Genomic DNA, 24,302 nt, shown 5'->3' with positions numbered 1-24,302 from the left:
AGGGGTGGATTTCAGATCAGAACGAATCACCCGGCACGCGAACGTAACCTTCCATCAACACCCGTGCGCTGCGGCTCATGATGGCTTTGTTCACGGTCCACTCGCCGTTCACCTGGCTGGCTTCAGCCCCCACACGCAAGGTGCCGGACGGATGCCCAAAGCGCACGGCATTGCGCTCAATACCACCCGCAGCGAGGTTCACCAGCGTGCCGGAAATCGCCGCCGCCGTACCGATAGCCACCGCCGCCGTGCCCATCATCGCGTGGTGCAATTTGCCCATGGACAGCGCCCGCACCAACAGATCGACATCGCCCGCCGCAATCGCTTTGCCACTCGAAGCAACGTAGTCCGCAGGCTTGGCCACGAAAGCAACCTTGGGCGTGTGCTGACGCTTGGCCGCTTCGTCCAGATCCTTGATCAGGCCCATGCGCAATGCGCCGTAAGCCCGAATGGTTTCAAACATCAGCAACGCTTTCGGATCACTGTTGATCGCGCCTTGCAGCTCGGTGCCGGTGTAACCGATGTCTTCGGCATTAACGAAAATCGTCGGAATACCGGCATTGATCATGGTCGCCTTGAACGTTCCGACGCCAGGCACTTCGAGGTCATCGACCAGGTTGCCGGTAGGAAACATCGAACCACCGCCGCCCTCTTCTTCCGCCGCTGGGTCCATGAACTCGACCTGCACTTCAGCCGCCGGAAAGGTCACGCCGTCGAGTTCGAAATCACCGGTCTCCTGCACTTCACCGTTGGTGATCGGCACGTGGGCGATGATGGTCTTGCCGATGTTGGCCTGCCACACGCGAACCACGGCAACGCCGTTATGCGGGATGCGGCTGGCGTCCACTAAACCATTGCTGATGGCGAACGAACCGACCGCTGCCGACAGGTTGCCGCAGTTACCGCTCCAGTCGACGAAAGGTTTGTCGATAGACACCTGACCGAACAGGTAATCGACGTCGTGATCGGCCTTGATGCTTTTGGACAGGATCACGGTTTTGCTGGTGCTGGAGGTCGCGCCACCCATGCCGTCGATTTGCTTGTCATACGGGTCGGGGCTGCCGATCACCCGCAGCAACAAAGCGTCGCGCGCCGGGCCTGCAACCTGTGCTGCTTCAGGCAGGTCTTTCAGGCTGAAGAACACGCCTTTACTGGTGCCGCCGCGCATGTAGGTGGCGGGGATTCTAATTTGAGGTGCGTGAGCCATGATGTTCCTTTTAGGATCGAGCGGGACCGCATGGCCCCGCCCGAACTCATCGTGTTAAACGGCAACCGCCGATTCTTCGAGGAAGTCCTGAGCGAAGCGTTGCAGCACGCCGCCCGCCTCATAAATCGACACTTCTTCGGCGGTGTCGAGACGGCAGGTCACCGGCACTTCGACGCGTTCGCCGTTCTTGCGATTGATCACCAGCGTCAGATCGGCACGCGGGGTGCGCTCGCCGATCACGTCGTAGGTTTCGCTGCCGTCGATGCCCAGCGTCTTGCGGTCGGTGCCCGGTTTGAATTCCAGCGGCAACACGCCCATGCCCACCAGGTTGGTGCGGTGAATGCGCTCGAAGCCTTCGGCTGCAATCGCTTCCACACCCGCCAGACGCACGCCTTTGGCCGCCCAGTCGCGAGACGAACCCTGACCGTAGTCGGCGCCGGCAATGATGATCAGCGGCTGCTTGCGTTCCATGTAGGTTTCGATGGCTTCCCACATGCGCATCACTTTGCCTTCCGGCTCGACACGCGCCAGTGAACCCTGTTTGACCTTGCCGTTTTCCTGAACCATTTCATTGAACAGTTTCGGGTTGGCAAAGGTGGCGCGTTGCGCGGTCAAGTGGTCACCGCGGTGCGTTGCGTAAGAGTTGAAGTCCTCTTCCGGCAAGCCCATTTTCGCCAGGTATTCACCGGCGGCGCTGTCGAGCATGATCGCGTTCGACGGCGACAGGTGATCAGTGGTGATGTTGTCCGGCAGCACCGCCAGCGGGCGCATACCCTTGAGCGGACGAGCCCCGGCCAGCGCGCCTTCCCAGTACGGCGGACGGCGGATGTAGGTGCTCATCTCGCGCCAGTCGTACAGCGGCGTCACTTTCGGGCCGGTGTCTTCGTGGATGGCAAACATCGGAATGTAGACCTGACGGAACTGCTCCGGCTTGACCGAAGCCTTGACCACCGCGTCGATTTCTTCGTCGCTCGGCCAGATGTCTTTCAGGCGGATTTCCTTACCGTCGACCACACCCAGCACATCTTTTTCGATGTCGAAACGAATGGTGCCGGCGATGGCATAAGCCACCACCAACGGCGGCGAAGCGAGGAAGGCGTTCTTGGCGTACGGGTGAATCCGGCCGTCGAAGTTACGGTTACCCGAGAGCACAGCGGTGGCGTACAGGTCGCGGTCAATGATCTCTTGCTGAATCACCGGATCCAGCGCGCCGGACATGCCGTTGCAGGTGGTGCAGGCAAAGGCGACGATGCCGAAGCCGAGTTGCTCCAGTTCGCTGGTGAGGCCGGCCTCGTCGAGGTACAGCGCGACGGTTTTCGAACCCGGTGCCAGGGACGATTTGACCCACGGCTTGCGGGTCAATCCGAGCTTGTTGGCATTGCGCGCCAGCAGGCCGGCGGCGATGACGTTGCGCGGGTTGCTGGTGTTGGTGCAACTGGTGATGGCGGCGATGATCACCGCGCCATCCGGCATCTGGCCAGGAACGTCGTCCCACTGACCGGAGATGCCTTGAGCCGCGAGATCCGAGGTCGCAACGCGTGCGTGCGGGTTGCTCGGGCCGGCCATGTTGCGCACCACCGAGGACAGGTTGAAGGTCAACCCGCGCTCGTATTGCGCGCCTTTCAGGCTGTCAGCCCACAGGCCTGTGGTCTTGGCATAGTTCTCGACCAACTGCACCTGCTCGTCTTCACGGCCGGTGAGTTTCAGGTAATCGATGGTCTGCTGGTCGATGTAAAACATCGCCGCGGTAGCGCCGTATTCCGGGGCCATGTTGGAGATGGTCGCACGGTCGCCAAGCGTCAACGCGGAGGCGCCTTCGCCAAAGAACTCCAGCCACGCACCGACGACTTTTTGCTGACGCAGGAACTCGGTCAGCGCCAGCACCATGTCGGTGGCGGTGATGCCCGGTTGCAGCTTGCCAGTCAATTCGACGCCGACGCTTTCCGGCAGACGCATCCACGACGCGCGGCCAAGCATCACGCTTTCAGCTTCCAGGCCGCCGACACCAATGGCGATCACGCCCAGTGCGTCGACGTGCGGAGTGTGGCTGTCAGTGCCGACGCAAGTGTCGGGGAACGCCACGCCGTCGCGCACCTGAATCACCGGAGACATTTTCTCCAGGTTGATCTGGTGCATGATCCCGTTGCCCGGCGGGATCACATCAACGTTCTTGAAGGCCTTTTTGGTCCAGTTGATGAAGTGGAAACGGTCTTCGTTGCGACGGTCTTCGATGGCGCGGTTCTTCTCGAACGCCTCCGGATCGAAACCACCGCGCTCGACGGCCAGGGAGTGATCGACGATCAATTGTGTCGGCACCACCGGGTTCACTTGCGCCGGGTCGCCACCTTGCAGGGCGATGGCGTCACGCAGGCCGGCGAGGTCAACCAACGCGGTCTGGCCAAGAATGTCGTGGCACACCACGCGGGCCGGGAACCATGGGAAGTCGAGGTCGCGTTTGCGCTCGATGAATTGCTTCAGGGATTCGGTGAGCGTGGCCGGGTCGCAGCGACGCACCAGGTTTTCCGCCAGCACGCGGGAGGTGTACGGCAGAGTGTCATAGGCGCCGGGCTGAATAGCTTCGACAGCCGCGCGGACGTCGAAGTAATCCAGATGGCTGCCGGGCAGCGGTTTACGGAATTCAGTGTTCATCGTCAGGACTCGGTCACGGTAATTTCAAAAGGGGGCACCCGGCGCGGATTTGAAGTAAACACATTCCACTGTGGGAGCGAGCCTGCTCGCGAGAGCGGTGTATCAGTCGACATTGATGTTGAATGTCAGTCCGTCATCGCGAGCAGGCTCGCTCCCACAGGGTTTCAGGCTCCTTCAGTAACCAGCGTCAGCGCCCTCCCGGTCAGCGTTGTTCGATTGGCACGTACTTGCGCTGTTCGACGCCGACGTACTCGGCACTCGGACGGATGATGCGGTTGTTGGCCCGTTGTTCGAACACATGCGCCGCCCAGCCGGTCAGGCGTGAGCAGACGAAAATCGGTGTAAACAACTTGGTCGGGATGCCCATGAAGTGGTACGTCGACGCATGGTAGAAGTCGGCGTTCGGGAACAGTTTCTTCTGTTCCCACATGGTTGCGTCGATGGCTTCGGAAACCGGGAACAGCACAGTGTCGCCCACTTCTTCAGAGAGTTTTTTCGACCAGCCCTTGATCACTTCGTTACGCGGATCGTTGTCTTTATAGATCGCGTGGCCGAAGCCCATGATCTTGTCCTTGCGCGCCAGCATGCCGAGGGTGCCTTCGACGGCCTCTTCCGGCGACGAGAAGCGCTCGATCATTTCCATCGCCGCTTCGTTGGCGCCGCCGTGCAGCGGACCACGCAGCGAGCCAATGGCGGCCGTGACGCAGGAATACATGTCCGACAGGGTCGAGGCGCAAACCCGTGCGGTGAAGGTCGAGGCGTTGAACTCGTGCTCCGCGTAGAGGATCAGCGAAACGTTCATCACTTTGACGTGCAACTCGCTCGGCTTCTTGTCGTGCAGCAGGTGCAGGAAGTGGCCGCCGATGGATTGTTCATCGCTCACGCAGCTGATGCGTTTGCCGTCATGGCTGAAGCGATACCAGTAGCACATGATCGCCGGGAACGCGGCGAGCAAACGGTCAGTCACGTCGTGTTGTTCGCAGAAGTCTTTCTCCGGCTCGATGTTGCCCAGGAACGAGCAACCGGTGCGCATCACGTCCATCGGGTGGGCGTCGACAGGGATGCGTTCCAGCACTTCTTTCAGCGCTTGCGGCAGGTCGCGCAGCTTGCTTAGTTTGCTGATGTAAGCGGCGAGTTGTGTTTTGGTTGGCAGTTCGCCGTAAAGCAGCAGGTAGGCCACTTCTTCGAATTGTGCGTCAGCCGCCAGTTCGCGAACGTCGTAGCCACGATAGGTCAGGCCTGCGCCCGACTGGCCCACGGTGGACAGTGCGGTTTGCCCGGCAACCTGACCACGGAGCCCGGCGCCACTGAGTACTTTTGCTTCGGCCATTGCTGTCTCCAATCTTGAATTTGTTAGGGAATCTGCAATTTCTAAACGGTTATCTTGATTTCGTAGCAGCTGTCGAGCAGCGCGAGGCTGCGTTCGGCGGCGTAGCCGTCGTAAACCCGGCATATGCGGTGCCACTGGAAAAACTCAATCGCCCGGCTTGGCGAGTCCTTCGGCCTCGAACGCAGCCTCGCGCTGCTCGGCAGCTGCTACATAAACCTCTACTTCTTCGCGGCGAACAACGCATCGAGCTTCTGCTCGAAGGTGTGGTAATCGATGCGATCGTAAAGCTCCATGCGGGTCTGCATGGTGTCGATGACGTTCTGTTGCGTGCCGTCGCGGCGGATCGCGGTGTAGACGTTTTCTGCGGCTTTGTTCATCGCGCGGAACGCCGACAGCGGGTACAGCACCAGCGACACATCGGCGGCGGCAAGCTGCTCGGTGGTGTACAGCGGCGTCGCGCCGAATTCGGTGATGTTGGCCAGGATCGGCGCTTTCACGCGGCTGGCGAACAGCTTGTACATGTCCAGTTCGGTGATGGCCTCCGGGAAAATCATGTCGGCGCCGGCCTCGATGCACGCGGCGGCGCGATCCAAAGCGGACTCCAGACCTTCCACTGCGAGGGCGTCGGTACGGGCCATGATCACGAAGCTGTCATCGGTGCGCGCATCGACGGCTGCCTTGATGCGATCGACCATTTCCTGCAGGGACACGATCTCTTTATTAGGACGATGACCGCAGCGCTTGGCGCCGACCTGGTCTTCGATGTGAATCGCCGCCGCGCCGAATTTGATCATCGACTTGACGGTACGCGCGACATTGAACGCCGAGGAGCCGAAACCGGTGTCCACGTCCACCAACAGCGGCAGGTCGCAAACGTCAGTGATGCGACGCACGTCGGTCAGCACGTCGTCCAGACCGGTGATACCCAGGTCCGGCACGCCGAGGGAGCCGGCAGCCACCCCGCCACCCGACAGATAAATAGCCTTGAAACCGGCGCGCTTGGCCAGCAGCGCGTGGTTGGCGTTGATCGCGCCGACCACTTGCAGCGGATGTTCGCTGGCGACCGCATCGCGGAATCGCTGGCCTGGAGTGCTCTTGTTGGAACTCATGACTCACCTCGTTCAGTGGCTGTCTGGTTAGCGCCGTCCTGGTAGTGACGGGCGATATTGCGTTTGGAGGCGCCGATGTGACGGCGCATCAACAACTCGGCCAGTTCACCGTCACGGTCGGCGATGGCGTCGAGAATTCGGTGGTGCTCGGCAAAGGCCTGACGCGGGCGATTGGGCGTGGTGGAAAACTGGATGCGGTACATGCGCACCAGTTGATAGAGCTCGCCGCAGAGCATCTGCGTCAGGGTGCGGTTGCCGCTGCCCTGGATGATTCGGTAATGGAAGTCGAAATCGCCTTCCTGCTGGTAGTAGCCGACACCGGCCTGAAACGCCGCATCGCGTTCATGGGTTTCGAGGACCCGGCGCAATTCGTCGATTTCTTCGAGGGTCATGCGTTCGGCCGCCAGACGGCAGGCCATGCCTTCGAGGGATTCGCGGATTTCGTAGAGCTCCAGCAACTCGGCATGGCTCAACGAAACCACCCGCGCCCCGACGTGCGGCACGCGAACCAGCAGGCGCTGGCCTTCCAGACGGTGGATCGCCTCACGCAACGGCCCGCGGCTGATGCCATAGGTGCGCGCCAGTTCCGGCTCGGAGATCTTGCTGCCCGGGGCGATCTCGCCCTTGACGATGGCCGCCTGAATGCGCCGGAAGACGTTCTCGGAAAGTGTCTCCGAATCGTCTTGGGCAATGACCGGGGGATCGAGTTGATCCAGCATATTGTCGACACCTTGAAAGCTGATGCCGCAAAAACTAGCGAATACAGACCTTTTAGTCAAAGGATAAATAGGTATTGTCGACAATCGTCTAATAACCGACTGCACCTTAACGATGCAGTCCCTCTGTTTATAGCCGCCTCCCGGCGCTGGCGCCATAAAACGACCGTGCTAGAATGCCGGCCGCATTTGTTTGTGACATCTGCACTGCTTGTCATAAACAGTTGATAGGCATACGAGGGAGCTTGCGCAGCAATGCCAGGGCCTTGAATAGAAGTACGGACCGCTGCGCACCAGGATTTATGAGACTCAAGCCCTTCCCCACCTTCCTTTATCTTCTTTGCCTGCCCGGTTTCGCCGCGGCGGGGGAAAAGACCGTTTACGGCCTCAACGAGTACGCCTCCCTGGACGGCATTGACCTGGAAGTCGCCGCCAAACTCGACACCGGGGCGAAAACCGCGTCTCTGAGTGCCCGAGACATCAAACGTTTCAAACGCAATGGCGAGTCCTGGGTACGCTTCTATCTGGCGATTGACGCTGCGCACTCGCACCCAATCGAACGGCCACTGGCCCGCGTCAGCAAGATCAAGCGCAGGGCCGGCGACTACGACCCGGAAGAAGGCAAGAAGTACACCGCCCGTCCGGTGATCGAGCTGAACATCTGCATGGGTTCGGCTTTACGCAGTATCGAAGTGAACTTGACCGACCGCAGCGCCTTCCAATACCCGCTCCTGATCGGCTCCGAAGCGCTGAAACGCTTCGATGCGCTGGTCGACCCCAGTCTTAAATACGCTGCTGGCAAACCCGCCTGCGCCACCGACGCTCATACCGCAGAGTAATTCCAATGCGCTCTCTTACCCTTCACCTGAAATTCCTGATCGCCATCCTGGTGGTGCTGGGTATTTCAGTTACGGCCTATCAGATCTTCGTGCTCGGCATCCCCGTGACCGAAGACGCCACCGACGACTTATGGAACATCGACGCCAAGGTCGAGTTCGTCGCCAGTGCCAAAGACCCGGTCAAGATCCAGATGTTCGTGCCGCCGCTGAGCCGCGATTACGTCAGTCTCAACGAGAGCTTCATTTCCAATAACTACGGCGTGGCCGTGAACCGTGCCGACGGCAACCGCAAAGTCACTTGGTCGGCACGTCGGGCCAAGGGCAATCAGACCCTTTATTACCGCCTGGTGCTGACCAAGCGCTACACCGGTGAAAAATCCAAGATCAAAGGGCCTACCTTCCGCGACAGCATCGCCGTCGAAGGTGCGGAAAAAATCGCCGCCGAAGCCCTGCTCGCACCAATCCGCCAGCACTCGGCCGACGTCGAAACCTTCATCGGCGAAGCGATCAAGCGTGTCAACAATCTCAACGACGACAACGTGAAACTGCTGCTGGGCGGCGATCCGTCCGCCGGGCACAAGGCGAAAATCGTCGAGCTGGTGCTGTCCATCGCGCACGTGCCGGTGGAAAAGGTCCACACCATTCGTCTGGTGGCCGACCAGCCGCAAACTCCGGAACTCTGGTTGCGCAGTTTCAACGGCACCGACTGGCTGTACTTCAACCCGGAAACCGGTGAACAGGGCCTGCCGACCGACCGCCTGCTGTGGTGGACCGGCGACGAAAACCTGATCACCGTCGATGGCGGCAAGAAGGCCAACGTGACCTTCAGCCTGAACAACAGCGAAATGAACGCCATTCGCCTGGCCAAGCTGACCGACGAAAACACCGACGCCAACTTCCTCGAATACTCGCTGTACGGCCTGCCGCTGCAAACCCAGCAAACCTTCATGATCATGGTGATGATCCCGATCGGCGTGCTGGTGATTTTGATCCTGCGCAACCTGATCGGCATTCAGACCCTCGGCACCTTTACTCCGGTGCTGATCGCCCTGGCGTTCCGGGAAACCCAGCTCGGCTTCGGTATCGTGCTATTTACGATCATCACGGCGTTGGGCCTGTCGCTGCGCTCCTACCTTGAACACTTGAAGCTGCAAATGCTGCCGAGGCTGTCGGTGGTGCTGACCTTCGTAGTGGTGCTGATCGCGGCGATCAGCCTGTTCAGCCATAAACTCGGCCTGGAACGCGGGTTGTCGGTGGCGCTGTTCCCGATGGTGATTCTGACCATGACCATCGAACGCCTGTCGATTACCTGGGAAGAACGCGGTTCCGGCCACGCCATGAAAGTGGCGATCGGTACGCTGTTCGCCGCGTCGCTGGCGCACCTGATCATGAGCGTTCCGGAGCTGGTTTACTTCGTGTTCACCTTCCCGGCGACCCTGTTGATCCTGGTGGGCTTCATGCTGGCGATGGGTCGCTATCGCGGCTACCGCCTGACCGAACTGGTGCGCTTCAAGGCGTTCCTGAAAAAGGCTGACGCCTGATGTTCGGCTTCTGGAAGACCTGGAAGGCCCTGGAAGCCCGGGGCATCATGGGGATCAATCGGCGTAACGCGGACTACGTGCTCAAGTACAACAAGCGCAGTCTGTACCCGATCGTCGATGACAAGATCATCACCAAGGAACGCGCCATCGCCGCCGGCATTCATGTGCCGGAACTGTACGGCGTGATCTCCACCGAAAAAGAAATCGACAACCTCGGCGAGATCATCGGCGGGCGCAACGACTTCGTGATCAAACCGGCCCAGGGCGCCGGCGGTGACGGCATCATTGTGGTTGCCGACCGGTTCGAGGGGCGCTATCGCACAGTGTCCGGCAGGATCATCGACCATGAGGAGCTCGAACACCATATCTCCAGCATCCTCACCGGTCTGTATTCCCTGGGCGGGCACCGCGACCGCGCGCTGATCGAATACCGAGTGATCCCGGACCAGATCTTCAAAAGCATCAGCTACGAAGGCGTGCCGGACATCCGCATCATTGTGCTGATGGGCTACCCGGTGATGGCCATGCTGCGCTTGCCGACGCGCCAGTCCGGCGGCAAGGCCAACCTGCACCAAGGCGCCATCGGCGTCGGTGTCGACCTCGCGACCGGGCAGACGTTGCGCGGGACCTGGCTGAACAACATCATCAACAAACACCCAGACACCACCAACGCGGTGGATGGCGTGCAACTGCCCTACTGGGACGGCTTCATGAAACTCGCCGCGGGCTGCTATGAGTTGTGCGGGCTGGGTTACATCGGTGTCGACATGGTGCTGGACCAGGAGAAAGGACCGCTGATTCTTGAGCTCAATGCCCGGCCTGGGCTGAACATTCAGATTGCCAATGATTGCGGGCTGACGTTGCGCACCCATGCGGTTGAAGCGCGCCTGGAAGAGTTGAAGGCTCGTGGGGTTGTTGAGACGGTGCGAGAACGGGTTGAGTTTGTTCAGGAAATGTTTGGGCATATTCCGGCGGTTGAGGGCTGATCTTGAACCGCGGCGAGCCCTTCGCGAGCAGGCTCGCTCCCACAGGGTTCAGCGCAATCCTTGTGGGAGCGAGCCTGCTCGCGAAGGCGGCCTGACAGCCACTAAGGCTCCCAACCCTGCCGCCAATCTGCCATTCCCCGACATCCCCTCTAGGAGCAATTCCCCGAGGAGACTACAATCGCCACCCCCGCCTCGATGGCTGATCTGCCCCGCCCATGTTGACCTGTTCCGTACACCCGCTCCCCTATTGCGCCAACCCCGCCGAGTACTTCGCGGCGATTCGTCATGCCCCCGGTGCCGTACTGCTCGACAGTGGCCGGCCGAGTGCCGAGCGTGGACGTTATGACCTGCTCAGTGCCTGGCCGCTGGAGCAAATAGCAGTATTGCCTGACGAAAGTGGCAGCGATTTCCTGCAACGCCTTCGCGACAATCTGGCACGACTCGGTGAAGCGGCTGTTCCTTACGATTTGCCCTTCGCCGGCGGCCTCATCGGTTACCTGAGCTACGACTTCGGTCGCCATCTGGAACACCTGCCCAGTCAGGCGCAGGACGATCTGCAATTGCCCGATGCACGTTTTGGGCTGTATGACTGGGCACTGATCACCGATCACCAACTGAGTACAAGTCAGTTGGTCTTCCACCCGTCGCTGATCGACAGTGAACGTCAGCGTCTGATCACGCTATTCAGTGAGCCTACAGCTGAAGCAGTCGAGTCTTTCAAGTTGAAAGCCCCGATGAAGGCCGACCTGAGCGCTGACGAATATCGCCACGCGCTAGAACGCATTCAGCACTACATCCAGGCTGGCGACTGTTACCAGGTCAATTTCGCCCAGCGTTTCCGCGCTCAATGCCTGGGCGATCCATGGGCCGCGTATTGCGCGCTGCGGGCGGCGTGCCCGACGCCGTTTTCCGGTTTTCAGAGTTTGCCCGACGGCGGTGCGGTACTGAGTCTGTCGCCAGAACGCTTCGTCAAAGTCAGCGAACGCCATGTGGAAACCCGCCCGATCAAAGGCACTCGCCCTCGCGGACTGACCGCTGCCGAAGATGCGGCAAACGCCGCCGAACTGCTGGCCAGCCCCAAGGACCGCGCGGAAAACCTGATGATCGTCGACCTGCTGCGCAATGACCTCGGCCGTACTTGCCGTATCGGCTCGGTACGAGTGCCGGAGTTGTTCAGCCTGGAAAGCTACCCGAACGTGCATCACCTGGTGAGCAGTGTGACGGGAGAACTGGCGGATGACCGGGACGCTCTGGACCTGATCGCCGGCAGCTTCCCTGGCGGCTCGATTACCGGTGCACCGAAAATTCGCGCGATGCAGATCATCGACGAGCTGGAGCCGACGCGTCGCGGGTTGTACTGCGGGTCTTTGCTCTATCTGGACGTGCGCGGCGAGATGGACAGCTCCATCGCCATTCGCAGCTTGCTGGTCAAGGATGGGCAGGTGTGTTGCTGGGGTGGTGGCGGGATTGTCGCGGACTCGGAGTGGCAGGCTGAGTATCAGGAATCGATTACCAAGGTGAAGGTGTTGCTCGATACCTTGCAAAACCTGTAACTGCCTGATCGTTCCCACGCTCTGCGTGGGAATGCCTCAATGGACGCTCCGCGTCCGCTTTGGGACGCGGAGCGTCCCGGGCTGCATTTCCACGCAGAGCGTGGGAACGATCAGCGGCGGTTATAGGCTCAACGCCCGATTCGAAGCCTTGATGAATTCCTGCTTCAGCTCTTCAAAGCTGTGCACCGCCGGGAACTGCGGAAACTCGCGAATCACATTGTCCGGCGCATGGAACAGAATCCCCGCATCTGCCTCACCCAACATCGTGGTGTCGTTGTAGGAATCCCCCGCCGCGATCACCCGGTAGTAAAGGCTCTTGAAGGCCAAAACCGACTGGCGCTTGGGATCTTTCTGACGCAATTGATAGCTCGTCACCCGACCGGAATCGTCAGTAATCAGACGATGGCAGAGCAAGGTCGGAAAGCCCAGTTGACGCATCAACGGCTGGGAGAACTCGTAGAACGTGTCCGACAGAATCACCACCTGAAAGCGCTCACGCAGCCAGTTGACGAACTCGATGGCGCCATCCAGCGGCTTGAGCGTAGCGATCACTTCCTGGATGTCGGTGAGTTTCAAGCCGTGCTCGTCGAGAATCCGCAGACGCTGCTTCATCAGCACGTCGTAGTCGGGGATGTCCCGGGTGGTAGCCCTCAGGGACTCGATCCCGGTTTTTTCGGCGAAGGCGATCCAGATTTCCGGGACCAGTACACCTTCAAGATCCAGACAGGCAATTTCCACAAGACACTCCCATTTGTATTGATTATTGAGTCGAGCGAGCAAAAAGACTGCCGAACTCTAGCGACTCAAGCAAGCCGGTGCAACGCAGAGGGCGCGCCAGCAGCCGTAGGTTTTTGTTACCATCAGAGCCATATAGAGCGCCCAGCGCCACCGACCTGTAGGAAGCCGCCCTGATGAGCCCAACGTTCGACGTCGTGGAACTCGCCACGACCTATGCCAACAAATCCGCCCAGGACATCCTGAAACTCGCGTTCGCCGAGTTTGGCGATGACCTGTGGATATCTTTCAGCGGTGCCGAAGATGTGGTGCTGGTGGACATGGCCTGGAAGCTGAACAAGAACGTCAAAGTGTTCAGCCTCGACACCGGCCGCTTGCACCCCGAGACCTACCGCTTCATCGATCAGGTGCGCGAGCACTACAAGATCGACATCGAACTGGTGTCGCCGGACTACACCAAGCTCGAACCTTTCGTGAAGGAAAAAGGCCTGTTCAGTTTCTACAAGGACGGCCATGGCGAATGCTGCGGCATCCGCAAGATCGAGCCGCTACGTCGCAAGCTCTCCGGTGTGACAGCCTGGGCCACCGGTCAGCGTCGGGATCAGAGCCCCGGAACACGCAGCGCCGTCGCCGTGCTGGAAATCGACACCGCGTTCTCCACCCCGGAACGCACCCTGTACAAATTCAACCCGCTGGCGCAAATGACCAGTGAAGAGATCTGGGGTTACATCCGCATGCTGGAGCTGCCGTACAACAGCCTGCACGAACGCGGATTCATCAGCATCGGCTGCGAGCCCTGCACCCGCCCGGTGCTGCCGAACCAGCACGAGCGCGAAGGTCGTTGGTGGTGGGAAGAAGCGACGCAGAAAGAATGCGGGCTGCATGCGGGCAATATCATCAGCAAGTCCAAGGCTTAACTTCCTGCTGTGTGAAATCCTTGTGGGAGCGAGCCTGCTCGCGAAGGCGGCTTATCAGGCTCCATCGATGTTGAATGTGGGTCCGTCTTCGCGAGCAGGCTCGCTCCCACAGGAATCAGTGCCTCATTAAAAAATGTGTACACACGAATGTCACCATAGGTGCCATTTATGTGTGCACTTTTCATTTCAGCGCCCCAAAAAGTTACACGCCCCTGCCCAGATTTCCTCAGTCGACCTTTCGTACAAATCCCGCTAACAAATAAATACCTGTTCAAACAGTCAATTTATATCGCCTTTATTTCAGACACTTATCGCGAACAGATAACAAAACGAAATTAGCAGCAGAATTCATAGATCGCTGACTGGCATGGATCTGGCTTAAGTGCATACATATTTTGTATACAATCATCTCAAAACATACACACACTTTAGATCCGCAAGCCTGAAGCGCCCTATCCCGTACAGGCTGCAGATGCCCCGTAACCAATGATGCTGACTGCCCGTGACGAAGATTTGTCGAGCCCACGCTCATGCACAGTCATCGCGACGCCAAGCTCGGAGCCTGCCGGAATGCGTACTGGCCTCTCCAATAACAACATCGCGCTGGATCTGCCCTCCTTCCCACCCACTTCAACCCCTCACGACCACACGTTTCAAGAACCCGTCGTACTCAGCCCTCGCCTGCACAACAAGGACCTGGCGCCGACCAAGGCCGAAGGTCGCCGTTGGGGCCGCTACAGCATCTTCGCCCTGTGGACCAACGACGTTCACAACATCGCCAATTACTCATTCGCCATCGGGCTGTATGCGCTCGGACTGGGCGGCTGGCAAATCCTGCTGTCTCTGGGGATCGGCGCGGCGTTGGTGTATTGCTTCATGAACCTCTCCGGCTACATGGGGCAGAAGACCGGCGTGCCGTTTCCTGTCATCAGCCGGATCAGTTTCGGCATTCACGGGGCGCAGATTCCTGCATTGATCCGTGCCGTTATCGCCATTGCCTGGTTCGGGATTCAGACATATCTGGCCTCGGTGGTCTTTCGCGTACTGCTGACAGCGGTTCATCCAGGCTTCGCGGACTACGACCACAACTCGATCCTCGGTCTATCGAGCCTGGGCTGGGTGTGCTTCGTGGCGATCTGGTTCGTGCAACTGGCGATCCTCGCCTATGGCATGGAGATGGTGCGGCGCTACGAAGCGTTCGCCGGGCCAGTGATTCTGCTGACCGTCGCCGCCCTCGCCGCTTGGATGTACTTTCAGGCCAACGCGACCATCGCCTGGTCGATCCGCGAACCGCTGACCGGCGGCGAGATGTGGCGCAACATCTTTGCCGGTGGTGCGTTGTGGCTGTCGATCTACGGCACGCTGATCCTCAACTTCTGCGACTTCGCCCGTTCGTCGCCGTGCCGCAAGACCATCAAGGTCGGCAATTTCTGGGGCCTGCCGGTGAATATTCTGGTATTCGCCAGCATCACCGTCCTGCTCTGCGGCGCGCAATTTCAGATCAATGGCCGGATTATCGAAAGCCCGACCGAGATCATCGCCTCGATTCCCAACACCTTCTTTCTGGTGCTCGGTTGCCTGGCGTTCCTGATCGTCACCGTGGCGGTGAACATCATGGCCAACTTCGTCGCCCCGGCCTTCGTGCTGAGCAACCTGGCGCCCAAATACCTGACATTCCGCCGCGCCGGGTTGATCAGCGCGACCATCGCGGTGCTGATCCTGCCGTGGAACCTCTACAACAGCCCGCTGGTGATCGTGTATTTCCTGTCCGGCCTCGGCGCCCTGCTCGGCCCGTTGTACGGCGTGATCATGGTCGACTACTGGCTCGTACGAAAAGGTCAGGTCAACGTGCCGCAGTTGTACAGCGAGGATCCCAGCGGCGCGTATTACTACAGCCGAGGGATCAATTTACGCGCCGTCGCGGCGTTCCTTCCTGCCGCACTGATCGCCATTGTCCTGGCGCTGGTACCGGGTTTCGACAGCGTATCGCCCTTCTCCTGGCTGGTGGGTGCCGGGATTGCCGGGATGCTCTACCTGATCATCGCCAAACGGCAGCCCCATTACGCAGACGTCAGCGGCGAAGCCATCGCCGTCGATAACGTCAGCCATTAACCCCTAGGCGGCCCGGCACCGTCGGGCCGCAGAATCACCCGCTATAAGGACTTCACATGCGAATTCTCGTGGTCAACGTCAACACCACCGAATCCATCACCCAGGCCATCGCGCGTTCCGCTCAGTCCGTGGCCGCGCCGGGCACGGAAATCATCGGCCTGACACCCTACTTCGGTGCTGACTCCATCGAAGGCAATTTCGAAAGTTATCTGGCCGCCATCGCGGTGATGGATCGGGTGATGGCTTACGACCAACCCTTCGACGCCGTAATCCAGGCCGGTTACGGCGAACACGGCCGCGAGGGTTTGCAGGAGTTGCTCAACGTGCCGGTGGTGGACATCACCGATGCGGCGGCCAGCACCGCCATGTTCCTCGGCCATGCCTACTCGGTGGTCACCACGCTGGACCGCACCGTACCGCTGATCGAGGATCGCCTCAAACTGTCCGGACTCTGGGACCGTTGCGCGTCGGTGCGGGCCAGTGGTTTGGCGGTGCTGGAACTGGAATCCGATCCCGAACGTGCGCTGGAGGCAATTATTCGTCAGGCGGAATTGGCCGTGCTTGAAGACAAGGCCGAGGTGATTTGCCTGGGCTGCGGCGGCATGGCCGGGCTGGATGAACAGATTCGTCAGCGCACTGGCGTGCCAGTGGTGGATGGTGTGACGGCGGCGGTAACGATTGCCGAGTCGTTGGTGCGACTGGGGTTGTCGACGTCCAAAGTGCGGACTTATGCGACACCGCGGCCGAAGAAAATTATTGGTTGGCCGGGGCGGTTTGGCAGGTAGACCGCTTCATCGTTCATCGTCGGAACGCCGCCCGGAGCCGGCTCGCTCCCACATTTGATCTGTGTCGTTCACAAATCCCCTGTGGGAGCGAGCCTGCTCGCGAAGGCCACACCTCGGTCTAAAGCCAGACTCAGAGCGCGCTAAACCGCTGCCCCAACCCCTGCTCCGCAAACTGCTCAATGATGAAATCCACAAACGCCCGGGTCTTGCCGGGCAGCAGTTTGTGCTCCGCGTAATAGATCGAAATGTTGCCATCGTCGACATACCAGTCCGGCAACACCCGCTGCAAGGTCCCGGCCTCCAGAAAGCCCACGGCAAACGGCATGCTCACCAGCGCAATGCCCAACCCTTGGGCGGCCGTGGCGCAGGCTGCCTCCGAATCGCTCATGGTCATCCGCGCCTTTAGCGTCAGCGGGCTGTGTTGCTGGGTGCGACTGGTCAATTGCCAGGAGCGCACGCGACCGGTTTGCGGGGAGCGGATCAGAATTCCGTCGCACTGCTTGAGGTCGTCAGGTTCGACAATGGCTTCGCGCCCCGCCAGATACTCGGCTGACGCCACCAACACCCGATGGGCCGGTGTCAGCTTGCGCGCCACCACCCCCTGCGGCAGCTCAAATCCCCCACCAATCGCCGCATCGAAACCCTGAGCGATCAGATCGACCTGACGGTTATCGAAATGCCAGTCCGGGTTGATCGCCGGAAAGCGCCGCAGAAACTCCCCGAGCAATGGCACGACATACAACCGCCCAAACACCGTGCCCATGCTGACCTTCAATGCCCCCGCTGGTAGCCCCTCGGCGCTGGCCAGATTGGCCACGGCATTCTGGATCGTGTGAAGACTGGAACTCACTTCGCCGAGAAACCGATGACCCGCTTCAGTCAGCGTCAGGCTGCGAGTGCTGCGCTGAAACAGCCGCACACCCAGCCGCGTCTCAAGTTTGGCGACGCTCTTGCCCACCGCCGCCGGGGTCAGACTCAGGCGACGCGCCGCTTCGGCGAAGCTGCCGACCTCGGCACTGCGCACGAAGCATTCGATACTGCTGAAGGTTTCCATAAGCGCCACTGTAAACTTTTGGTTTACACAGACTATCGCAATTACCGTCTACACAGCCGGTAATCCTGAATCGATACTAGGCTCCATCAACCGAGACATCTCGCCTCGGGACTTTGGAGATCGATATGACTACTCAGAACCTCAGCGGCAAAGTGGCTTTGATTCAAGGCGGATCCCGCGGTATCGGCGCCGCCATTGTCAAACGCCTGGCTGCTGAAGGCGCGACAGTCGCCTTCACCTACGTCAGCTCCACAGCCAAGGCCGAAGAATTGCAAAACAGCATCACCGGTCACGGCGGCAAAGCCCTCGCCATCAAGGCTGACAGCGCCGACGCCGAGGCCATTCGCAACGCCGTGACCGCCACCGTAAAAGCCTTTGGTCGCCTGGACATTCTGGTCAACAACGCAGGCGTGCTGGCCGTTGCCCCCTTGGAAGCCTTCAAACTCGAAGACTTCGACCAGACCCTCGCGATCAACGTGCGCAGCGTATTCATCGCCACCCAGGCCGCCGCCAAACACATGACCGAAGGCGGTCGCATCATCAACATCGGCAGCACTAACGCCGACCGCATGCCCTTCGCTGGTGGTGGCCCGTACGCCATGAGCAAATCGGCGCTGGTTGGCCTGACCAAAGGCCTGGCGCGTGACCTCGGTCCGCGCGGCATCACCATCAACAACGTGCAACCGGGCCCGGTCGACACTGACATGAACCCGGCCAGTGGTGACTTCGCCGAAAGCCTGATCCCGTTGATGGCGGTGGGTCGTTACGGTAAAGCGGAAGAAATCGCCAGCTTCGTCGCCTACCTCGTCGGTCCCGAAGCCGGCTACATCACCGGCGCCAGCCTGACCATCGACGGTGGTTTCGGCGCCTGATGCTCTGAATCACGCATAAAAAAAACGCCGGCAACCCTGATCAGGTTGCCGGCGTTTTCATGTACGCAGCTTTAAGCCCATTCGAGCGCCGGCAAACCGCAGGCGCTTGGCTTAAACGCCTTCAGCGTACGAAGAATGCCATCGGCGTGTGCGTATTTTTCGTCAGCCATCGCCGCATCCGGGATCGCAATCGCGGTCATTCCCGCCGCTTTCGCCGCCGTGACACCGAACGGCGAATCCTCGAACACCAGGCAATCCTCAGGCGCAACACCCAGGCGCCGCGCCGCCGTGAGGAAAATGTCCGGCGCCGGTTTGGCCGCGCCGACTTCCGGATCATCGGCCGTTACGATGAAATCGAACAGCGCGAACCAGTCGCGGTGCAACGTGGTTTTCTGTCCGAACGACTGACGCGAAGAACTGGTGCCCACCGCGATCGGAATGTTATTGGCCTTCAGATGCCGAACCAGCTCCTGTGCGCCAGGCATCGCCAGCGCCGTAGGAAAACGCTCGCGCATCAGCGGTTCGCGGATCACCAGAAACTCTTCGGCGGTAATCGGCAGGTCCAGCGCCTCGACCACATAACGCGCCAGATCACCCGCGCCACGGCCGATGATGTGCTGTTTGACGCTCCAGTCGAAAACCCGACCGTAACGCGCGGCAATCACGGACGTGACTTCGGTGTAGATGCCCTCGGTGTCCAGCAACAAGCCGTCCATATCAAAAATCACGGCCTTGATCGGGCCGAATTCATTCAGCGGTGCATTCATCGCATCTGATCCGTTTTCTAATGACATCCCAGAGGCGGCTCAGGTACGGCCGGGTCCGCGATCGATTAAAGGATTCAGCAGCATAACGAGCGCGACGGGCATAGGGCAACGGGCAATGCCTGACCGGTACTAAAACCTGGCCGAAGTGCTCTTCGTCATTTAGCGATTTCCCCTACACCAAACACTTACTTTCCCGACTTCTTTCCCCGCCGATCCCCCGCAAAGTCTCGCGCTCTGAATTGATCCGCGCGAGGGACTGCGAATGTTCATACCTGACAACCTCCTGGCCTTGAACAACACCATCGGGCTGCTGGTAGTCGCCGCCATGGACCCTGAGCAGCCGAATGTCGAAGCGCTGCTCGATGACTTTCGGCTCTGCCTCAATGACTACGACGCCTGGGCTGAAAGTTTCTGGACCGGCAAGGCCCTGGATGTCGAGCAAGTTTTCAAGGTCGGCAACGAAGTCCGTCTAAGCGCGCCGAAGCATTCCACCACACCGGTCAGTGCGACAGTCACCGAGTGCCCGGCCAGCGGTCCGTTGACTCTGGTGCATATGTTTGAGGCGGCGCGTTTCGTGCCGATCGGCAATACGCCGGTGATGCTTGAACCTTTGCTTTCCGACATGGCGGGTGAGCAGACGTTTGGCGAGCCGATCTACCACGAAATCGGCCCCAGCGGCATCCTGGAAATCCCCGATTGCCAGCGCGGCCAGCGTTATCGCATCACGTTCTTTCCCGATGTATCCGCTGATCACGTCAAAGTACTTTATGCCTCCTATCAGGGCGTCATCGGCGAGCTGGAAGGTTGGTTGCGCAACGAGTGGACGACCGCGTTCGAACCAGCGTGGGCCGGGTTCTCCCAAGCCGGCTTCATCAAGCGCTACGGCATGCTGCAACAGGCCGATTGGCGCGGTTTCGAGAACTCGCTGAACGGTTTGTGGGATGACGTGAAACAGATTTATGCCCTGATCGCGGACCTGCAGGCCAACAGCGAAAAACTCCTTGAATACCTGACCCAATCCGAGATTGAAACGCTGCTGAACGCTTCAGCCGAGTCCATCGCCAAGGTGTTGCTGATGCTGAGCGACGAGCCGTTGATGTTCATTCATCTCGCGGCATTCACCAGTTGGCTGAGGATGTTACCTCCGCAGTACATCGCCGAGGTCGTGGCGGAAATTCGCACGGAGCTATTGATCAGTTTCCTACTCATGTGCCTCACCGGTCCTGCAGGACTGGAATTGCGTCTGAGTGAGAAGGTGCTGTCCAGGATCAAGTCCCCGCAGACCCGGCAATGGCTGGCGGTCGCCAGTTTGCGATTGGCTGAGCTCACCGCCATGTCCGACCTGACAGTCCACGCTGGCGCGCTCAAACCGCTGATGGTCAATGCCCGGAATGCACCGATCAAACCTGCGCCCGCCGTGTCGTTGCAAATCACCGCGGGGGTTGCGCCGGTTCTGTTGGTGAAGAATCCGGTGGCCATTGCTCGCGACAAGTCTGAAGCCATGACCAGGATTGGCAGGCAGGAACATCGCGACGATGCCCCGGATCAAGCGAAAAACCCCAATGGTGACAGCGCCGATTGCGGACCGTTGACCTGTACCAATGGCTGTCCGGTATCGATGGTCACGGGCGAGGAACTGCTCACGCTGACCGACGGTTCACTGGACGGGATTTTGCCGTTCGACTTCACCCGGCTCTATCGCACCAGTGCGGTGGAGATCGATTGCGGGCTCGGATTCGGCTGGAGTCACTCACTCGCCCATCACCTGGAAATCGATGGCGACACCGTCATCTGGATCGACCACGAAAACCGCCGTACGACTTTTCCGTTACCGAATATCGAGCGCCTGACGATTCACAACAGCCTGTCGCGGGCAGCGATTTATCTAGGTGACGAGCCGGAAGAACTGATCCTCGCCCTGGCTGGCGAAAAATCGCGTTTTTTCCACTTTCGTGCAGGACGTCTGACGGCTATCAGCGATGCCTACGGCAATCGGCTGACGGTGCAGCGGGACTCTTCTGACAGGATCAAGCGCCTCAATAACGGCGCAGGGCGCTCCCTTCTATTGCGCTATGAGCGCCGACACGTGGTCGCCGTCGAGTATCAGCGTTTTCATCCGGCCGACACCCTGGAAGACGCCTGGCGTACTGAGCAGACGCTGGTTGCGTACCGCTACGACGCTTGTCATCGCTTGATCGAAGCAACCAATGCCGCCGGCGAAAGCGAACGCTACGACTACGACGAGCAGCACGTAATTCTGCAGCGGCAGTTGGCCGGCGGAGCAAGTTTCTACTGGGAGTGGGAACGTGCCGGCAAGGCGGCCCGGTGCGTTCGGCATTGGGCGACTTTTTCGCAGATGGACACGCGTTACGCCTGGGATGACAACGGCAGTGTGCTGGTTAAAAACGCTGACGGTAGCGAAGAGATTTACGAGCACGACCGACAGGCGCGACTGGTGCGCAAGGTCGAACTGGATGGCGGCGAACACCTCAAGGCCTACGACGACAACGGTCGGCTAATTGCCGAGCAGGATCCGCTCGGCGCCGTCACCGAATACCGTTACGACGAGGTCGGACGGCTTATCACGCTGATTCCGCCGGAAGACGAACCGACGGCCTACGAGTATCGCAACGGTTTCCTGCACGCACGGTTTCGCGGCAAAGCCGTGTGGAAGTATCAGCGCAACGCCCAGGGTGACATCACCGAAGCGACCGATCCTGACGGTCATGTCAGCCACTATCACTACGACGAAAAAGGTCAGCTGCTGTCGATCCGTTACCCGGACACCAGTCGGCATGTTTTTGTCTGGAACGCCTTGGGGCAGTTGGTTGAGGAAACGCTGCCGGATGGTGGTGTGCGGCGGTTTTCCTACGATGCGATGGGGCGGCAGATTACCCGTCAGGACGAACACGGCGCCGTCACCCAGTACCAATGGGATGCCGTTGGCCGACTGATCCAGACGACGCTTCCCACCGGCGCCAGCCGCGCCTTCAGCTACAACGCCTACGGCAAGATCACCGCCGAACGCGATGAACTGGGCCGCGTCACCCGCTACGAATACGTCGACGATCTGCAACTGGTCAGCCGCCGTATCAATCCCGACGGCACCCAACTGAAGTACCGCTACGACAACGCGCAGCTGTTGCTCACGGAAATCGAAAACGAATCCGGCGAAAAATATCTCCTGGACTACACGCCCAATGGCTTGATCCGACAGGAAACCGGATTCGACGGCCAACGCACGGCGTACGCCTACGACCTCAATGGCCATCTGCTGGAGAAAACCGAGTTCGGCGAGGATGGCTCGCGGTTGGTAACGGGTTATCAGCGGGATTCGGCCGGGCGCCTATTGGTCAAAACCCTGCCCGACGGCATCAAGGTTGAATACCGCTACGACAGCCTCGGCCGGTTGGTCAGTGTCGACGACGGCCACGATCACCCGCTGGAATTTGAGTACGACCAGCAGGACCGACTGATCACCGAACATCAGGGCTGGGGCACATTACGTTATGGCTACGACGCCTGCGGGCAGCTCAACCGCCTGCGCCTGCCGGACAACAGCAAACTCGATTACCACCACGCCAAGGGCGGTTCGCTGACGGCCATCGACCTCAACGGCACCCGATTGACGTCGCATACGTTCTTCGCAGGCCGCGAACTAAACCGCCAACAAGGCCTGTTGCTCAGCGATTATCAGTATGACGACCAGGGCCGTCTGAAAGCCCACGCTGTCAGCCAACACCTCCAAACACTGTATCGCCGCGACTATGCCTACAGCGCCAACGGCAATCTCGACAGCATCGCCGACACCCGTCACGGCCAACGCAATTACCAGTACGACCCGCTCAACCGCCTGATCCGCGTCCGCCACTCCCGCGATCAACAACCGGAAAGCTTCGCCCACGACCCGGCGGGCAACCTGCTGATGCAGGATCGTCCAGGCCCGACCACCGTCAAAGGCAACCGCCTGCTGATGCAAGGCGACCGCCATTACGACTACGACACCTTTGGCAACCTGATCCGCGAACGCCGCGGCACCGGGCAAAAACTGGTCACCGAGTACCGCTACGACTGCCAACATCGGCTGATCGGCGCCACCCTGCCCAACGGCAGCCAGGCGACCTACCGCTACGACGCCTTCGGCCGCCGCATCAGCAAAACCGTCGACGGCAACACCACCGAATTTTTCTGGCAGGGCGACAACCTCATCGCCGAACACAGCCAGGACCACCACCGCAGCTACGTTTACGAACCCGGCAGCTTCCGCCCACTCGCCATGCTCGACGGCAAAGGCCCGCGCAAGGCTTGCCCGTTCTACTACCAACTCGATCACCTCGGCACACCACAAGAACTCACCGACTACAGCGGCGACATCATCTGGGCCGCCCGATACACAGCCTATGGCCGCCTGACTCGACTCAACCGCGACACCCACCAGGTGCTGGATCAACCGTTGAGGTTTCAGGGGCAGTATTTCGATGCGGAAACAGGCCTGCATTACAACCGGCATCGCTACTACAATCCGGATGTTGGACGGTATTTGACGCCGGATCCGAGCAAGTTGGCGGGTGGGTTAAACAGGTATCAGTACACGCGGAACCCGACGGGGTGGGTTGATCCGTTGGGGTTGAGTGAGTGTCCGGGTGGGGATGGGTGTAAGCGGCCGTCGTTTGGGGATGAAGATCCGGCGGGGAAGATTAAGGTTGATGAGGGGGAAGCTCAACTCCCATCATATCCAGAGGAATTGTATTTATATCGTGGAGACGGTCGTCACCCAGATGAGATATTTGAACAAGGATTTAAAACCAAGGGCGACAGCAATGACTTGCTGCTCCATTCCCTAGATAGCAACAAGCCTCCGAGCAATTTTGTAAGCACTACCCCAGTTAGAGAAGTTGGAATCGATTTCGCGACAAAATTCAACATGAGAAGCGGTTTTTTGTACACCATACGGATGATCCCTGGGCGAGATCTGACTTCGGAGCTTGGGAAGAAATACAAGTTTGGTAGCGAGCGAGAGTTAGCAATTCAAGGCGGAGTCAAAAGAGAAGATATTCTCGGCGTAACCCCTATCGGGGCTAATGGTCGCCCATCTGGTCACACCACCTTAAATCCGAACAGGAAATAGAA

The 24,302-nt window shown here is 59.6% G+C and carries 17 protein-coding genes; 9 read left to right on the top strand and 8 right to left on the bottom strand.

Annotation, left to right across the window (positions count from 1 at the left end; all coding sequences use genetic code 11):
• Window positions 1–16: 16 nt before the first annotated feature.
• From prpF to JFU47_RS26415, 5 genes are all read right to left on the bottom strand, one after another.
• A complete protein-coding gene (prpF, locus tag JFU47_RS26435) occupies window positions 17–1,207 on the bottom strand; it encodes a 2-methylaconitate cis-trans isomerase PrpF (protein WP_201186798.1) in 1,191 nt (396 codons plus the stop codon).
• A 54-nt stretch (window positions 1,208–1,261) separates the two neighbouring features.
• The gene (gene acnD, locus JFU47_RS26430; RefSeq protein WP_201186796.1) at window positions 1,262–3,856 is read right to left on the bottom strand and encodes a Fe/S-dependent 2-methylisocitrate dehydratase AcnD; all 2,595 of its coding nucleotides are present in this window, start codon (window positions 3,854–3,856) and stop codon (window positions 1,262–1,264) included.
• A 202-nt stretch (window positions 3,857–4,058) separates the two neighbouring features.
• On the bottom strand, window positions 4,059–5,186 hold the full coding sequence (prpC, locus tag JFU47_RS26425; RefSeq protein WP_201186794.1) for a bifunctional 2-methylcitrate synthase/citrate synthase: 1,128 nt from the start codon (window positions 5,184–5,186) through the stop codon (window positions 4,059–4,061).
• Between the two features lie 218 nt (window positions 5,187–5,404).
• A complete protein-coding gene (gene prpB / locus JFU47_RS26420) occupies window positions 5,405–6,295 on the bottom strand; it encodes a methylisocitrate lyase (RefSeq protein WP_008146328.1) in 891 nt (296 codons plus the stop codon).
• Window positions 6,292–7,011 carry a GntR family transcriptional regulator gene (locus JFU47_RS26415; protein WP_177327884.1) on the bottom strand — a complete coding sequence of 240 codons (720 nt, stop codon included), beginning with the start codon at window positions 7,009–7,011 and terminating at the stop codon, window positions 6,292–6,294. Before JFU47_RS26415 ends, prpB begins: the two co-directional genes overlap by 4 nt.
• Window positions 7,012–7,313: 302 nt before the next feature.
• Here JFU47_RS26415 and rloA point away from each other — a divergent pair, with 302 nt between their 5' ends.
• The 4 genes from rloA to pabB all read left to right on the top strand — a co-directional run bounded on the left by rloA (window position 7,314) and on the right by pabB (window position 11,930).
• Window positions 7,314–7,850 (top strand): retropepsin-like aspartic peptidase RloA, encoded by a 537-nt coding sequence (gene rloA / locus JFU47_RS26410; RefSeq protein WP_008146333.1) that lies wholly within the window; start codon window positions 7,314–7,316, stop codon window positions 7,848–7,850.
• A 5-nt stretch (window positions 7,851–7,855) separates the two neighbouring features.
• The gene (gene rloB / locus JFU47_RS26405; protein WP_123365948.1) at window positions 7,856–9,391 is read left to right on the top strand and encodes an osmotic stress tolerance membrane protein RloB; all 1,536 of its coding nucleotides are present in this window, start codon (window positions 7,856–7,858) and stop codon (window positions 9,389–9,391) included.
• Complete coding sequence (locus JFU47_RS26400; RefSeq protein ID WP_140679808.1) at window positions 9,391–10,377, top strand: alpha-L-glutamate ligase-like protein; 987 nt, start codon at window positions 9,391–9,393, stop codon at window positions 10,375–10,377. Before rloB ends, JFU47_RS26400 begins: the two co-directional genes overlap by 1 nt.
• A 215-nt stretch (window positions 10,378–10,592) precedes the next feature.
• Window positions 10,593–11,930 carry an aminodeoxychorismate synthase component I gene (gene pabB / locus JFU47_RS26395; RefSeq protein WP_201186792.1) on the top strand — a complete coding sequence of 446 codons (1,338 nt, stop codon included), beginning with the start codon at window positions 10,593–10,595 and terminating at the stop codon, window positions 11,928–11,930.
• A gap of 120 nt (window positions 11,931–12,050) precedes the next feature.
• Here pabB and thrH read toward each other — a convergent pair whose 3' ends face one another.
• A complete protein-coding gene (thrH, locus tag JFU47_RS26390) occupies window positions 12,051–12,668 on the bottom strand; it encodes a bifunctional phosphoserine phosphatase/homoserine phosphotransferase ThrH (RefSeq protein ID WP_056744191.1) in 618 nt (205 codons plus the stop codon).
• Between the two features lie 173 nt (window positions 12,669–12,841).
• On the opposite strand from thrH, the gene JFU47_RS26385 reads away from it, so the two are divergent.
• The 3 genes from JFU47_RS26385 to JFU47_RS26375 all read left to right on the top strand — a co-directional run bounded on the left by JFU47_RS26385 (window position 12,842) and on the right by JFU47_RS26375 (window position 16,479).
• Complete coding sequence (locus tag JFU47_RS26385) at window positions 12,842–13,582, top strand: phosphoadenylyl-sulfate reductase (protein WP_008027340.1); 741 nt, start codon at window positions 12,842–12,844, stop codon at window positions 13,580–13,582.
• Window positions 13,583–14,152: 570 nt separating this feature from the next.
• On the top strand, window positions 14,153–15,694 hold the full coding sequence (locus JFU47_RS26380; protein ID WP_201186790.1) for an NCS1 family nucleobase:cation symporter-1: 1,542 nt from the start codon (window positions 14,153–14,155) through the stop codon (window positions 15,692–15,694).
• A 56-nt stretch (window positions 15,695–15,750) separates the two neighbouring features.
• Complete coding sequence (locus JFU47_RS26375) at window positions 15,751–16,479, top strand: aspartate/glutamate racemase family protein (protein WP_201186788.1); 729 nt, start codon at window positions 15,751–15,753, stop codon at window positions 16,477–16,479.
• A 130-nt stretch (window positions 16,480–16,609) separates the two neighbouring features.
• On the opposite strand, the gene JFU47_RS26370 is transcribed toward JFU47_RS26375, so the two are convergent.
• A complete protein-coding gene (locus JFU47_RS26370) occupies window positions 16,610–17,533 on the bottom strand; it encodes a LysR family transcriptional regulator (RefSeq protein WP_201186786.1) in 924 nt (307 codons plus the stop codon).
• A 125-nt stretch (window positions 17,534–17,658) separates the two neighbouring features.
• Here JFU47_RS26370 and JFU47_RS26365 point away from each other — a divergent pair, with 125 nt between their 5' ends.
• Entirely contained in the window at window positions 17,659–18,405 is a 747-nt protein-coding gene (locus JFU47_RS26365) for a 3-oxoacyl-ACP reductase family protein (protein WP_201186784.1), read from the top strand.
• A gap of 71 nt (window positions 18,406–18,476) precedes the next feature.
• On the opposite strand, the gene JFU47_RS26360 is transcribed toward JFU47_RS26365, so the two are convergent.
• Window positions 18,477–19,172, bottom strand: coding sequence for an HAD-IA family hydrolase (locus tag JFU47_RS26360; protein WP_140679820.1), 696 nt, complete (start codon window positions 19,170–19,172; stop codon window positions 18,477–18,479).
• Window positions 19,173–19,434: 262 nt separating this feature from the next.
• Between JFU47_RS26360 and JFU47_RS26355 the strand changes: the two genes are divergently transcribed.
• Entirely contained in the window at window positions 19,435–24,300 is a 4,866-nt protein-coding gene (locus JFU47_RS26355) for an RHS repeat-associated core domain-containing protein (RefSeq protein ID WP_201186783.1), read from the top strand.
• Window positions 24,301–24,302 lie beyond the last annotated feature (2 nt).

The sequence above is a fragment of the Pseudomonas sp. TH39(2020) genome (assembly GCF_016650715.1).
In the GTDB taxonomy this organism is placed as follows: domain Bacteria; phylum Pseudomonadota; class Gammaproteobacteria; order Pseudomonadales; family Pseudomonadaceae; genus Aquipseudomonas; species Aquipseudomonas mandelii_C.
Note: the sequence above shows the minus strand (reverse complement) of the source record. Positions and strands in the feature narration are given on the sequence as shown.